The sequence below is a fragment of the Streptomyces sp. NPDC054961 genome, from assembly GCF_053609145.1.
On record NZ_JBSGWY010000015.1, the window covers coordinates 107511 to 121119 of the forward strand.

The following is a 13609-nucleotide window of genomic DNA, read 5'->3' on the forward strand; positions in this document are numbered from 1 at the left end:
CTCTCCGTGGTCACATCGGTACGCCCAGTTCGAGGGCGAGTTCTCGTGCGTCGCTCCGGACCGCGCGGGGCCCGGTCTTGGCGAGCTCGGGCAGCACCATGCGGGTGTGCATGTTGAAGCGGACCGTCTCCGGTGACGTCTTGAACGCCTTCTGTAGCAGAGCGACCTGGGCGACGCCTTCGTCCCGCAGGCCGTGCGCGCGGGCCATCTCCACGAAGTGGTAGGCGCGGCGGGTAGCCGACGGGACCGTGTCCAAGTCGAGGGCGTCCGCGACATCCAGGGCCTTGCCGGGCTGCACCAAGTCGTTGTGCATGGTCAGCGCGTACGCGGAGACCACCCCGTCCCCGAAGATCAGCCACGGATGCGCGTAGCTCTCGCCGAGCCGTCGGGCAGCGTCCGCCGCGCGGTCCCAGTACCGCCAGGCGTCACCAGCCCTGCCCACCTTCGCGAAGGACAGCGCAACCGCGAGCTGGAGCAGGCCCCAGCGCGCCAAGTCCTCCTCGTTGTCCTGCCGTAGCAGCGCGGAAGCCTGCTCAGCCAGCTCGACGCGGGCCTCCGCGGCCTCGTTGGCGTCGCGGTACACGTGGTTCATGTACCAGGCGGCTCCGGCGATGGCTCGAGGACTGTCGGCCTCCTGCGCTGCGGCCATCGACCGGTCACCGGTCATCATGACCAGCTCCGGCGTGGGCTGGAACGCCAGGAACAGCTGTGCAAGATGGTAGGTCTGGGCCTGGGCAATGAGGGCTTGGCGACGGCTGGGCCCGTCCAGGGCGCGGACGGCGTGCTGGGTGTCGACGAGCAGGTCGGGCAGGAGCATCGCGATCCGGGAGCGGTGGTCGCCGGTGCCGTGCCACAGCTTCCAGGCCTGCCGCACGCGGGCTTGCAGCACCTCGGCCGACTCGGGCTGGGAGTCGCCCGGGACGAGCCGGTAGGTGGTCAAGGCCCGCTTGATGGCGGGGAGATCGGCGTGCGCGGCCTTCGTGTACGTGGCCGCGCTGATGCGGTCGTCACCGGTGAGGTCGGCGACGTCGCATTCGTAGACCGTGGCGAGGCGGATGAGCATGGGGAGACGGGGCATCCCGATGGCGCCTGTTTCGATTCCCTTGACCCACTCGGCCGAGCGACCGACGAGGCCGGCGGCGACGGGGCGGGTGAGCCCTGTCCGGTCTCTCGCGGTGCGGGCGCGCTGGGCAAACGTCTGGTTGGCGGGTGCGGTGTCTTGCTGCGCGGGCATACTGGACTCCGTTCTGACCTAGACACCCAGAACGCTACTCCCGTTCGGTGACGGGGAAATGACAAAATCGCCCCCTCTCGCCCGCAGGGCGGGAGGGGGCGTTGTGCTGTGCGGTCAGGAGGCGCCGTACCACTGGCCGGCCCGCCCCGTGTTGAACAGAAGGTAGCGTTCAACTACACGCCCCGGCAGGTGGATCAGCGCCCGATCAGCGGGTAGTGGTCGGAGAGGTTGGTGTACGTGTAGGACGTGCCCCAGCTGGAGACGGTCCAGGGCGCCGACTGCTCCTTGACCACGTTGTTCTCCCAGTTCGCCGGGCGGGCGTTGCCCTTGCGGTAGAGCACGTAGTCCAGGTCCTCGCGCGGGTCCGTCGGGTAGCGGTAGTTCGCGATCGAGTTCAGCGCGGTGTCGAAGGAGTACGGGTGCCCCGTGCGGGTGTCGGAGCCCGCCAGGTCGGCGTCGGCCAGCATGGAGGCGTACTCCGCGCTGCGCGAGTCGACGTTCATGTCGCCCGCCACGATGACCTGTTCGTTCGCCGGGATGTTCTTGCCGTCGAGGAAGGCGTCGATCGTGCGGAACTGGCGGGCGCGCATGTCCGCCGCCTCGCCCGCACCGCAGCCCGGGTCGGTGGACTGGGCGTGGGTGCCCACCACGTGGACCTTGGCGCCGTTGACGTCCAGGACGACGTAGGCGAAGCCCTTGTTGGACCACCAGTCGGCGCCGCAGGCGTCCTTGTAGACGACCTGCTCCTTGCGCAGGACCGGCCACTTGCTGAGGATCGCGACGCCGCCGTCCTCCGGGGTGGTGGAGGAGTACGCGCCGCCCGTCGCGTCCCAGCCGCTCTTGCTGCGCCCCACGACCGGGGTCTGGTACGGGTACTGCGCGGAGGCGTTGGCCTTCAGCGCGTCCGAGGCGCCGTTGTCGAAGGCCTCCTGGACCACGACCACGTCGTGGCCCTGGAAGAAGGAGGCCTTGGGGATCTGCGCCGCACGGTGGTCCTGGCCCCAGTTCGGGTACAGGTTCTTGCTCATCAGGAACGTGTTGTACGTCAGGACGCTGAGCCGCGGCGCGGCGGAGGCCTCGGCGGCGGTCGCGGCCGGGGTCGTGGTGGCGGCGAGCGCTCCGACGGCGATCGCGGCGACGACGGCCGCGGCGGACCGGGCCTTGCGGGGCTGGCTGAACGGCATGGGGGGTTCCCTCGTTCGTGGGGGGAAGATCGGCTCCGCCATCCAAGCAGCCGAGGTTACTTCGGGGTAACACCCGTGACACGACTTTCTGTCCGGGGTGAGGACATCGGACTCCGGCAGGCCCGGGCGCCCGCCGCGGGGCGGCCGGTCGCCGCCCCGCGGGACGGCGAGGAGTGGCCGGTTCGCGTCCATACTGGAGGAACGGAGACCGACATCTGGGGGCGTACGCATGACCACGACCGCGAGGCCGACGGCCGAGGGCCGGACCGACCCCGAGCCCCCGCCGCCGGGCGGAGTGCTCTGGACCATCGCCGGGGACGTCCGGGGACTGCTCATGCTGCCCGCGGCCTTCACCCTGCAGGTCGCGCACCCCGCGATCGGGGCCGGGGTCGACCAGTACTCCGTCTTCCGCACCGACCCCTGGGGCCGCGGCGAGCGCTCCCTGCGCTCCGTCCAGCTGTGGGTGTACGGCGGGGCGGACGCCGTCGCCGAGGGCCGCCGGGTGCGCAGGCTGCACAAGGACATCCAGGGCACCGACACCAGGGGGCGGCGCTACCACTCGCTCGACCCCGCCTGCTACGCGTGGGTGCACGCGACCGGCTTCCCCGTCTACCTCTACGCCGGGCGCTACCTGCTGCGCCGCTTCACCCCCGCCCAGGAGCGGCAGCTCTACCGCGAGTGGCTCCAGGTCGGCCGCATCCTCGGCCTCCACGACCGGGACATGCCGCAGACCATCGAGGAGTACTGGCCCTACTACCGCAGGATGCTGGCCGAGGAGATCGAGCCCACCAAGGTCGCCCTCGAGCTCGTCGCCACCGACACCCCGCTGCCCCGGCCCGAGGGCGGCACGCTGCCGGTGCGCCTCCTGCTGCGGCTCGCCTGGCCGGTGCTCCGGCCGGCGTTCCTGCACTTCCGGGCCTTCGTCACCGTCGGCTACATGCCGCCTGAGGCCCGTGCCGCCATCGGCCTGCGGTGGACCCCGGCCCAGGAGCGCCGGCTGCGCCTGCTGAGCACGGCCGTACGCGTCCTGGTACCCCTCCTGCCGGAGCGGCTGCGCTACCTCCCGATCGCCCGCGCGGCGCGGGCGCGCCGGCGCGCCGGCGCCCGCTGAGGGGGCGCCGGCGCGCGGAGCCCCGCAGGGCGGTCCGGCCGGCCCGCGGCCGTGTCCGTCAGTGGTGGTCGTGGACGGAGTTCGTCGCCGCGATCTTCTTCCAGGACTTCGGCTCGGCGGCCGGCCCGGCCGGAGACCCGAGGGAGCGGGCGCCCGGCGCACCGGCGGCCGCCGGCGGGGCGAAGGCCGGCTTGCCCGGGGTGTAGAGCCAGGTCTCGAAGAGCTGGGCGAGGGGCTTGGCCGAGACCTTCTCGGCGTAGCGGACGAAGTCCCCGACCTTGGCGTTGCCGTAGGCGCGCTCGGTCGGCCAGCCCTTGAGGATCTGGAAGAACTTCTCGTCGCCGATCTCGTTGCGCAACGCCTGGAGGGCGATCGCCCCACGGTCGTAGACCGCCCCGTGGAACTGGTTCTCCGCCCCCGGGTCACCCGGCTTGACCTGCCAGAACGGGTCCTCGGCCGGCCGCGACGCGTACGTCCAGTCCGCGAGCTCCTGGGCCGTGCCCTCGCCCTCCTTCTCCGACCACAGCCACTGGCTGTAGCGGGCGAAGCCCTCGTTGACCCAGATGTCCTTCCAGCCGTCGACGGACACGCTGTCGCCGTACCACTGGTGGGCCAGCTCGTGCACGACCACCGAGACGTTCGCGCCGTTCGCGAACTGGCGGGGGCTGTAGAACGGCCGGGTCTGGGTCTCCAGCGCGAATCCGCTGGGCACGTTCGGCACGTAGCCGCCCAGCGCGTTGAAGGGGTACGGGCCGAAGACCCCCTCCAGCCACTCGGCGACCTCCCCGGTCCGCTCCACGCTCGCGCGCGCCGCGCCCGCGTTGTCGCCGAGGTCCTTGCTGTACGCGTTGAGGATCGGCAGCCCGCTCGCCGTCTTGTCGGTGGTGATGTCGAACTTGCCGACGGCGAGGGTGGCCAGGTAGGTGGCCTGAGGCTTGTTCGAGCGCCAGTTGTACCGGGTCCAGCCGAGCCGCGAACTCTGCGACTGGAGGACGCCGTTGCTGATGGCCTGGGTGCCGTCGGGCACGTTCACCGAGATGTCGAAGGTGGCCTTGTCGAGCGGGTGGTCGTTGCTCGGGAACCACCAGGCGGCCGAGTCGGGCTCCTGGGCGGCGATGCCGCCGTCCGGGGTGCGCTGCCAGGCCGACCAGCCGTCGACCTTGAACTCCGAGGGCTTGCCGGCGTACTTCACGACCACGCTCGACGCGCGCCCGCGCTGGAGCGGGGTGGCCGGGGTGACCTCCAGCTCCTGGGTGCCGGACCGGGCGAACTTCGCCTTGACGCCGTTGACCCGGATCTCGCTGACGGCCAGGCCGAAGTCGAGGTTGAAGCGGGACAGGTCCTGCGTCGCGGTGGTGAGGAGGGTGGCGGTGCCCTCCAGCAGGTCGGTCGTCGGCTGGTACTGCAGGCGCAGGTCGTAGTGGGAGACGTCGTAGCCGCCGTTGCCGCTGGCCGGGTAATAAGGGTCGCCGATACCCGGGGCGCCGGGAACGGAACTCGCCGCAGACGCCGGGATCACCAGCAGGAGGGAAGCGGCGAGCACGCTCGGGGCGATGACTTTGCGGTGCACCTTGGACTCCAAGTGGTAGGGGAGTGGCTTCCGTTCGACCGTATTCACGCGCGGGACCCCGCGTCATGTCCATGGCCCCTGCTGTCACATGATCGCCATGCGTCTGAAAAACGCCCGTCCCGAGCCGGGCCGTAGCCGGAAGGCGCCTCCCCACTACCGGGGCCGCCCTTCACCGCATACCAAACAGTCGTTAGCCTGCCCGCATGACTCTTCCGAAGCACGCCGCCCGCCACTGCTGGCACGGAGCGATCAACCCGCTGCACGCCACCGTCTACTTCTCGCCCGACCTCGACAAGGAATTCACCGCCCTCGGGATCACCGATCCCCGCGCCGTCAACCTCGCCTCCCGGTCCGCAGCCATGGGCGCCGTCGGCGCCGGCGCGGTCACCTCCACCTTCTACAACTACCGCCACGACCTGGTCGCCCAGCACCTGCCCGCCGTCTGGGACACCGCAGACCCCCAGCAGGTCCTCGACGCCCGGATGCGGGCGGTCGACACCACACTGCGCCGGCTCCTCGGCGCCGAGACCATCGGGTCTCCCGAGGTCGCCGAGGCCGCCGAGCTGGCGATGCGCGCCACCGAGGCCTGCACCCGGCACGCCCGCACCCTCTACTCCGCCCACGCGGACCTCCCCGTACCCGAAGAGCCGCACCTCAAGCTGTGGCACGCCACGACCCTCCTGCGCGAGCACCGCGGGGACGGCCACCTCGCCGCCCTGCTCGTCGTCGGCCTGGACCCGGTCGAGGCCCTGATCAGCCACACGGCCACCGGTCACGGCATGACCCCGAAATACCTCAAGGCCATCCGCGGCTGGGAGCAGTCCGACCTCGACGCCGCCACCGGGCGACTGCGCGACCGCGGCGTCCTGAACGCCGCGGGCGAACTCACCGCCGAGGGCGCGGCGCTGCGCGAGGCGCTGGAGGAGGAGACCGACCGCCTGGACGCGGCCCCGTACGAGCACCTCGGCGAAGCCGGACTCGCCCGGATCGCCGAGATCGGCGGCGGCCTCACGGTGAAGGCGGTCACGGCCGGAGCCTTCCCCGGGGACCTGCTGGGCAAGGCCTGAGACCCCGGACGGACAGGCTCCCGCCGTCCGCCGCCGCCACCTGCCACAATTGGCAGCCTTCCGACGCAGCACGCAGTTCGCACCACGCGGCGTCACGTATACGTACGAAGGCAGGCGGGACCGCAGTGACGATGTCCATCGAAGGCAGGATCGCCGAGGAGCTCGGCGTACGGGAGCGGCAGGTCAAGTCCGCCGTCGAGCTGCTCGACGGCGGCTCCACCGTGCCGTTCATCGCGCGCTACCGCAAGGAAGCGACCGAGATGCTCGACGACGCCCAGCTGCGCACCCTGGAGGAGCGGCTGCGCTATCTGCGCGAGCTGGAGGACCGGCGCTCGGCGATCCTCGACTCCCTCCGGGAGCAGGGCAAGCTCGACGCCGAGCTGGAGGCCCGGATCGTCGCGGCCGACACCAAGGCCCGGCTGGAGGACATCTACCTCCCCTTCAAGCCCAAGCGCCGCACCAAGGCGCAGATCGCCCGCGAGGCGGGCCTGGAGCCGCTCGCCGACGTCCTGCTCGCCGACCCGTCGGTGGAACCGGCCTCCCGGGCGGCCGGGTTCGTCGACGCCGGCAAGGGCGTGGCCGACCCGGCCGCCGCCCTGGAGGGCGCCCGCGCCATCCTCACCGAGAAGTTCGGCGAGGACGCCGACCTCATCGGTGAACTGCGCGAGCGCATGTGGGGCCGCGGCCGGCTCGCCGCCAAGGTCCGCGACGGCAAGGAGGAGGCGGGCGCCAAGTTCGCCGACTACTTCGACTTCACCGAGCCCTTCACCGCGCTGCCCTCGCACCGCGTCCTCGCCATGCTCCGCGGCGAGAAGGAGGACGTCCTCGACCTCACCCTGGAGCCGGAGGAGCCGAGCGAGGTCCCCGGGCCCTCCACCTACGAGGGGATGGTCGCGCGCCGCTTCGGCATCAACGACCGCGGGCGCCCCGGCGACAAGTGGCTCGCGGACACCGTCCGCTGGGCCTGGCGCACGAAGATCCAGGTGCACCTCGGCATCGACCTGCGGATGCGGCTGCGCGCAGCCGCCGAGGACGAGGCCGTACGGGTCTTCGCGTCCAACCTGCGCGACCTGCTGCTCGCCGCCCCCGCCGGGACCCGCGCGACGCTCGGCCTGGACCCCGGTTTCCGCACCGGTGTGAAGGTCGCCGTCGTGGACGCCACCGGCAAGGTCGTCGCCACCGACGTGATCTACCCGCACGTACCGGCCAACAAATGGGACGAGGCCCTCGCCAAGCTGGCCCGCCTGGCCAAGGAGCACGCGGTCGAGCTCGTCGCCATCGGCAACGGCACCGCCTCCCGCGAGACCGACAAGCTCGCCGGGGACCTCATCACCCGCCACCCCGAACTGAACCTGACCAAGGTGATGGTCTCGGAGGCCGGCGCCTCCGTGTACTCGGCGTCCGCCTTCGCCTCGCAGGAACTCCCGGACATGGACGTGACGTTGCGCGGCGCGGTCTCGATCGCGCGACGCCTCCAGGACCCGCTCGCCGAACTGGTCAAGATCGACCCGAAGTCGATCGGCGTCGGCCAGTACCAGCACGACCTGTCCGAGGTGAAGCTCTCGCGTTCGCTCGACGCGGTCGTCGAGGACTGTGTGAACGGCGTCGGCGTGGACGTCAACACCGCCTCCGCGCCGCTGCTTTCGCGGGTGTCGGGGATCAGCGGCGGCCTCGCCGAGAACATCGTCGCGCACCGCGACGCCAACGGCCCCTTCCGTAACCGCAAGGGTCTCAAGGGAGTGGCCAGGCTCGGTCCGAAGGCGTACGAGCAGTGCGCGGGCTTCCTGCGCATCCGCGGCGGGGACGACCCGCTGGACAGCTCCAGCGTGCACCCCGAGGCGTACCCGGTGGTCCGTGCCATGGGCAAGACGGCGGGCAGCGAGGTGGCGGCCCTGATCGGCAACACCGGTGTGCTGCGCTCGCTGCGGCCGGAGCAGTTCGTCACCGAGGCCTTCGGTCTGCCGACGGTCGGCGACATCCTGCGGGAACTGGAGAAGCCGGGTCGCGACCCGCGTCCCGCGTTCAAGACGGCCACCTTCAAGGAGGGGGTCGAGAAGATCGGCGACCTGGCCCCCGGGATGATCCTGGAGGGCGTGGTCACGAACGTGGCGGCCTTCGGCGCCTTCATCGACATCGGCGTCCACCAGGACGGGCTGGCGCACGTCTCGGCGCTGTCGAAGAACTTCGTCAAGGACCCGCGGGACGTGGTCAAGCCGGGCGACATCGTCCGCGTGAAGGTCATGGACGTGGACATCCCGCGCAAGCGGATCTCCCTGACGCTGCGGCTGGAGGACGAGGCCGAGCGCGGGGGCGCCGGGGCGCCCGGGCAGCGCGAGGAGCGGGGCGGCGAGCGCGGTGAGCGCGGTGAGCGGCGCGGCGGCGGCCGGCCGCCTCAGCAGCGCGGCGCTGCGGGCGGGCAGGGCGGGCAGGGCGGGCAGGGCGGACAGGGCGGACAGGGCGGCTCCCGTGACGGTGGCAGGGGCCAGCGCCAGGGTGGTCAGGGCGGCCAGCGCCAGGGCAGCCAGCGCGGTGGTGCGGCGGCCCCCGCCAACAGCGCGATGGCCGACGCCCTGCGCCGTGCCGGGCTCAGCGGTCCCGACGGTCAGTCAGGCCGCAAGCGCTAGCACGTCGTGGCAGGGCGTGACGGGTTGGCCGAATAGGCACCTTACATGGGGACATACCTTGCCAACTCCCTTGCAAGATCTGTAGGCATGGTGGAACGCCCGTTCGTCCTTCGGCGAACGGGCGTCCGTGTTTCCCCTCAGGACCGCACTCCCGAGGTCGCTTTGAAGGCTAAGGACGTCATGCCCCTGCCCACGCACACCTATCGACGCTGCCCGAGAAAGGCTCCGAAGAGGGAACACATGCGCCACCCGCAACCCAGTCTGCGCAAACGGTGCGAGGCGATTCTCGGTCGTCTTGAGCTGGCGCATCCGTTCTCGCTCGACGGACTGTGCGACCGGATAGCCGAGCAGCGAGGCCGCCCCATCCGGCTCCACCCGTTGCCGAAGGAGGCCGCCGAGTCCGGGGTGTGCGGACTGTGGGTCGGGACCGCCAGCATCGACTTCGTCTTCTACGAGGCCCAGACCACCCCGCTGCACCAGGAGCACATCGTGCTCCACGAGATCGGCCACATCCTCTTCGGGCACCATTCGCTGGACGCGGAGGAGCCCGACGGGAGCGACGGACAGGTCCCCACCGTCCTCGGGCGCACCAACTACACCACCCGCCAGGAGCAGGAGGCGGAGATGCTCGCCAGCATGATCCGCATCCGCACGGCGACCACCGGCCCGCACCCCGCCCACGGCACCGAAGCCCCGGACACCCTCGCCCGGCTGGAATCCGCGATGGGCTACGAGTGGCGGGGACGGGGGCACGGCCGCCATGGCTTCTGACCTCACCGCCTTCGGTGACGCCCTCGCCGTCCCCAGCGTCGTCTGCCTCTGGATCGCCGTCCTGCTCCGGGCCCCCGGAGCCCTGCGCTCCCGGCACCAGCGCGGCCTGTGGCTCGCCGTCGCGACGGCCGCCGCCGCGATGACCCTGAACCTGCCCGACGTCGTCGCCTACGCCATGGGCCGCGACCCCGGCTACGCGCACACCATCGGGCTGGTCCGCAACCTCATCGGCGTCCTCTCGGCGGGCGCGGTGCTCTACTTCGTGGCCGCCGCGACCCGCGGCCGCCGCCTCCAGATGGCTTCCGGCATCGGCACGGTGGTCTGGCTGGCGGTCCTCGTCGTACTCGACGCGGCGGCCCCGGAGCACGGCACGCACACGATCCCGCCGGCCGGCGATCCGGTGCCCTCCCTCGCGTACTGGCTGGTGCTGATCTCCGCGCACCTGCTCGCCAACACCATCTGCGTGTCCGTCTGCTGGCGCTACGGCTGCCGCACCGAGAGCCGGGGACTGGCCGCCGGACTGCGATTGTTCGGCCTCGGCACCGCGCTCGCCGGAGTGTTCTGGTTCGTGTACCTGCTCAAGGCGCTCTTCGGCGCCACCTGGGCGATGCCCGCCAACCCGCTGCTGATGAACGCCCACGGGTTCCTGCGCGCCGCCGCGATCCTGGTCCCGACGCTCTTCACCGTCCGGGGCACCGCCACCGACATCGCCACCGCCTGGCGGCTCTGGCCGCTGTGGCGCGACCTGGTCCACGCCGTCCCGCACGTGGCCCTCAACAAGCCGCGCGCCGGCCGGGTGCTGGAACTGCTGTGGCCGCCGGTCCCGCGCAACCTGCTCGTCTACCGCAAGGTCATCGAGACCCGCGACGCCATCTTGATCCTGGGGGAGTACGTGGCCCCGGGCCTGCCGGAGCTGGCGCGCAGCCACGTCGCGGGCAGCGGGGTTCCCGAACCGCGGCGCTCCGCGGCCGCGCTGGCCTGCGTGCTGAAGGAGGCGCGAACGGCGAAGCTGGCCGGGATCTCGCAACAGGGCGGCGAGGTCAGCGCGTTGGAACTGCCCGACGCCATCACGTCCTCGGACGGGGACGACCGCCTGGAGAGCGAGGCCCGCTTCCTCGTGGACGTCGCCCAGGCCTACGCCTCGCCGGCCGTCACCGCCTTCACCCCGTGAGCAGGATCCACCGCACCGCGTGCTCGACCGCCAGGAAGTGAACGTCTCTTGACCACCGTACTGATCACAGGAGCCAGCGCCGGGCTCGGCGCCGCCTTCGCCCGGGGCTTCGCCGCCAAGGGCTGCGACCTCGTCCTCGTCGCCCGCGACAAGGCCCGCCTCGAAACCGTCGCCGGAGAGCTCGGCCGGGAATTCGGCGCCGTCTGCGAGGTGTTGCCCGCCGACCTCCTCGACCCCGACAGCCTCGGGATCGTCGTCGAGCGGCTCGCCGACCGGGCCAGGCCCGTCGACATCCTGGTCAACAACGCCGGCTTCGGCCTGCCCGCGCCGTTCCCGTACAGCCCCGTCGAGGACGAGGAGCGGATGCTCGACCTGCTGGTCAAGGTCCCGCTCCGGCTCACCCACGCCGTCCTCCCGGGCCTGCGCGAGCGCCGCCGGGGCGCCGTGCTCAACGTCTCCTCGGTCGCGGGCCTCCTGCCGACCGGGACCTACGGGGCCGCGAAGGCCTGGGTCACGGCCTTCAGCGAGTCGCTGCGCGTCGACATGGAGCCGTACGGGGTGCGCGTGCTGGCGGTGGTACCCGGTTTCACCCGCACCGAGTTCCAGGAGCGCGCCGGGATGGACGTCAGCGCGCTGAGCGACGCGGTGTGGCTGGAGCCGGCCGACGTGGTGGCCCGGGCCCTGAAGGACCTGGCGAGGCGCCGCCCGGTGAGCATCACCGGCCGGCGCTACCAGGCGTACGCGCTCGCCGCCCGCCATCTCCCGCGCACCTTCGTGGCCCGCACGATGGCCCGCACCCGCCGTCCCCCGGCGGACGCGCGCTAGCGGAGCGGGACCGGGGCGGGGACCGGCGCGTGGACCGGCGCGTGGACCGGTGGTGCCCCGTGCCGCCGGGCGCCGTCAGGGGCCTTCGACGCGCTCCAGCGCCTCCCGCGCGGTCCGGCACAGCTCCTCGTCCCGGAGGATGTCCGCGCCGTAGCGGCGCTCCGAGGCGATCACCGCGTGGAGCGCGGGCAGGGCCGCGGCCGCCGGCCGGCCGATCGCGCCCAGGGCCCGCACCGTCCGCAGGACCAGCGGGGGGACGAGGTGCTCGTTCAGCGGTCGCAGTTCGGGCAGCAGGGCCGCCAGGGCGGGGGCCGCCTCGCCGGTGATGCCCCACCACGCCTCGGCCGCGCCGACCCTGGTCCACTCGCCGGGGCAGCCGAGCAGGGCGTGGACGGCGTCGGCGTACGGCGCGGCCAGGGGCCCCAGATCGGCGAGGTAGCGCAGCACTGGGCGCCCCGGTCCCGCCTGGGCCGCCGCTTCGCAGAGCCGCAGCGCCAGCTCGGGATCGCCGGTGACCCGCCAGTGCGCCCAGGCCGCGGTCTGGGCGCCCTGCCACGGCTTCGGCGGGCGACCGGTGTGCTGGTCGGGACCCCACGGGCCCGTACCGCCCCGGGCCAGCCCGGCGAGTACGTCCCCGGCGGCCGACGCGGCCGGCCCGATCCGTCCCAGCGCCTCGGCCGCCGGCCGGGCGAGCGCGGTCTCCAGCAGCCCGGACAGCTCGGGTACCGCCGGAGCCGCGGCCGGACCCCACCGGGTGAGGATCTCCAGGACCTCGGGGACCCCGCGGGCCCCGGGGTCCGCGGCGAGCCGCTCCCGGAAGCCCGGGAGCAAGGCCGGCGCCCACCGCTCGGGTGGTGACCCGACCGGCGTGCGGAAGTGTCCGAAGCGCTCCCGGTACCAGGCGGTCGCCCGGTCGTCCCCCATGCCGGCCAGCGCCAGGACCGCGTGGTTGCCGGACGTGGTGGGGGCCCGGAGTCCGAACCCCTCGACGAAGCGGACGAGCCGGTCCGCGTACGGTGCCGCGGCGTTCCCGCCCCGGGCGAAGACCGCCGCCGCCTCGTCGGCGACCTCGGCATCGTCCTCCAGCCCCGCGGCGACCGTCTCCCACAGGCGGGCCGACGGGATCCGCCCGTGGCGCAGCTGCCTGCCCGCCGCAGCCACCGCCTCCCGTCGCAGGCGCGGGTCCCGGTGCCGGGCGAGGCCGTCCACCATGGCCCGGGCCTCCTGCGGCTGAGCCGTGAGCAGCTCCGCGAAGCGCCCGATCGGCCCGTAGCCGGCGGGCCACCACGGCACCTCCGAAAGGGCGCCGTTCCCGATCTCGGCGAAGGCCTCGGCCACGCGGCGGCCCGTCCCGCGCGCGTCACCGGGAGCAGCCGTCTGGAGCACGGCCCGTGCGGCCGCCAGCCGGACCTGGACGTGCCGGTGGTCCAGCCAGGGACGCGCCCACCGCGCGGTTCCCGCCTCCGGGGCGCCGGATCCCGACAGGGCTCCCACCGCGAGCAGTTGGGCCACCAGCGCGGTGGGGTCGCGCTCCTCGGCCGCCTGCCGCCGGAGCGCGTCCAGGGTCGCCGGATCGTTCCGCCGGAGCTCGCGCAGCGCCCAGGCCGCCCGGGTCCGTACCTCCGCCGACCGGTCCGAGACCAGCGGGACCACGTGGTGCCCGCTGGTCGTGAAGGCGAGGAAGGCGGGGCGGTGCACGCCGACGGAACGGTCACAGACGAGCCAGGCGCGCCGGGCCAGGTACGCGAGGACCAGGATCCGCCGGCGCTCGTCGAGCCTCGGAAGCAGCTCGAACAGGCGGGACGTCACCCGCGGGAAGAGCGGCTCGTCGCGCTGCCACCCGATCAGCGCCTCCAGCTTCGCCCAGGAGGTGCGCCGTCGTCCCGGCGTCACCAGTCCGCGCAGCAGACCCGGGACCCTCTCCCGCCCCTCCGGCACGCCTTCGAGCACGTGCCAGGGCACCTCGGCCCCCCGTCCGTCCATGAACGGGAGTCTAGGCGGGCGTTCGGCCGGGGATCCGGGCGGGCGTTCGGGCGGCCGTTCGGGCGGGCC

Annotated in this window: 10 protein-coding genes; 6 read left to right on the forward strand and 4 right to left on the reverse strand. The window is 72.9% G+C overall.

The annotated features are described in order from the left end of the window. Positions 1–10 precede the first annotated feature (10 nt). Both ACWF9Z_RS16300 and sph read right to left on the reverse strand, forming a co-directional pair. On the reverse strand, positions 11–1234 hold the full coding sequence (locus ACWF9Z_RS16300; protein WP_453602639.1) for a helix-turn-helix domain-containing protein: 1224 nt from the start codon (positions 1232–1234) through the stop codon (positions 11–13). 194 nt (positions 1235–1428) lie between these two features. Beyond that, complete coding sequence (gene sph / locus ACWF9Z_RS16305) at positions 1429–2418, reverse strand: sphingomyelin phosphodiesterase (protein ID WP_453602641.1); 990 nt, start codon at positions 2416–2418, stop codon at positions 1429–1431. A 229-nt stretch (positions 2419–2647) separates the two neighbouring features. Between sph and ACWF9Z_RS16310 the strand changes: the two genes are divergently transcribed. Further along, on the forward strand, positions 2648–3529 hold the full coding sequence (locus ACWF9Z_RS16310) for an oxygenase MpaB family protein (protein ID WP_453602643.1): 882 nt from the start codon (positions 2648–2650) through the stop codon (positions 3527–3529). Positions 3530–3587: 58 nt separating this feature from the next. Here ACWF9Z_RS16310 and ACWF9Z_RS16315 read toward each other — a convergent pair whose 3' ends face one another. After that, the gene (locus tag ACWF9Z_RS16315) at positions 3588–5099 is read right to left on the reverse strand and encodes a M1 family metallopeptidase (protein ID WP_453602645.1); all 1512 of its coding nucleotides are present in this window, start codon (positions 5097–5099) and stop codon (positions 3588–3590) included. 203 nt (positions 5100–5302) lie between these two features. On the opposite strand from ACWF9Z_RS16315, the gene ACWF9Z_RS16320 reads away from it, so the two are divergent. The 5 genes from ACWF9Z_RS16320 to ACWF9Z_RS16340 all read left to right on the forward strand — a co-directional run bounded on the left by ACWF9Z_RS16320 (position 5303) and on the right by ACWF9Z_RS16340 (position 11557). Further along, positions 5303–6166 carry an SCO6745 family protein gene (locus ACWF9Z_RS16320; RefSeq protein WP_453602647.1) on the forward strand — a complete coding sequence of 288 codons (864 nt, stop codon included), beginning with the start codon at positions 5303–5305 and terminating at the stop codon, positions 6164–6166. A 125-nt stretch (positions 6167–6291) separates the two neighbouring features. Continuing rightward, on the forward strand, positions 6292–8790 hold the full coding sequence (locus ACWF9Z_RS16325; RefSeq protein WP_453602649.1) for a Tex family protein: 2499 nt from the start codon (positions 6292–6294) through the stop codon (positions 8788–8790). A 240-nt stretch (positions 8791–9030) separates the two neighbouring features. Continuing rightward, positions 9031–9561 (forward strand): hypothetical protein, encoded by a 531-nt coding sequence (locus tag ACWF9Z_RS16330; protein WP_453602650.1) that lies wholly within the window; start codon positions 9031–9033, stop codon positions 9559–9561. After that, positions 9551–10732, forward strand: coding sequence for an MAB_1171c family putative transporter (locus tag ACWF9Z_RS16335; RefSeq protein ID WP_453602652.1), 1182 nt, complete (start codon positions 9551–9553; stop codon positions 10730–10732). Before ACWF9Z_RS16330 ends, ACWF9Z_RS16335 begins: the two co-directional genes overlap by 11 nt. 48 nt (positions 10733–10780) lie before the next feature. Next, entirely contained in the window at positions 10781–11557 is a 777-nt protein-coding gene (locus ACWF9Z_RS16340; RefSeq protein ID WP_453602654.1) for an SDR family NAD(P)-dependent oxidoreductase, read from the forward strand. 75 nt (positions 11558–11632) lie between these two features. Here the strand turns inward: ACWF9Z_RS16340 and ACWF9Z_RS16345 are convergent, their stop codons facing one another. Further along, positions 11633–13540: a hypothetical protein gene (locus ACWF9Z_RS16345; protein ID WP_453602656.1), complete on the reverse strand. Its 1908-nt coding sequence runs from the start codon at positions 13538–13540 to the stop codon at positions 11633–11635. Positions 13541–13609: the final 69 nt, after the last annotated feature.

Bases quoted from the DNA above. Each gene is read 5' to 3' on its own strand.
- ACWF9Z_RS16300 (WP_453602639.1), bottom strand. From the start codon at position 1,234: ATGCCCGCGCAGCAAGACACCGCACCCGCCAACCAGACGTTTGCCCAG.
- sph (WP_453602641.1), bottom strand. From the start codon at position 2,418: ATGCCGTTCAGCCAGCCCCGCAAGGCCCGGTCCGCCGCGGCCGTCGTC.
- ACWF9Z_RS16310 (WP_453602643.1), top strand. From the start codon at position 2,648: ATGACCACGACCGCGAGGCCGACGGCCGAGGGCCGGACCGACCCCGAG.
- ACWF9Z_RS16320 (WP_453602647.1), top strand. From the start codon at position 5,303: ATGACTCTTCCGAAGCACGCCGCCCGCCACTGCTGGCACGGAGCGATC.
- ACWF9Z_RS16330 (WP_453602650.1), top strand. From the start codon at position 9,031: ATGCGCCACCCGCAACCCAGTCTGCGCAAACGGTGCGAGGCGATTCTC.
- ACWF9Z_RS16335 (WP_453602652.1), top strand. From the start codon at position 9,551: ATGGCTTCTGACCTCACCGCCTTCGGTGACGCCCTCGCCGTCCCCAGC.
- ACWF9Z_RS16345 (WP_453602656.1), bottom strand. From the start codon at position 13,540: ATGGACGGACGGGGGGCCGAGGTGCCCTGGCACGTGCTCGAAGGCGTG.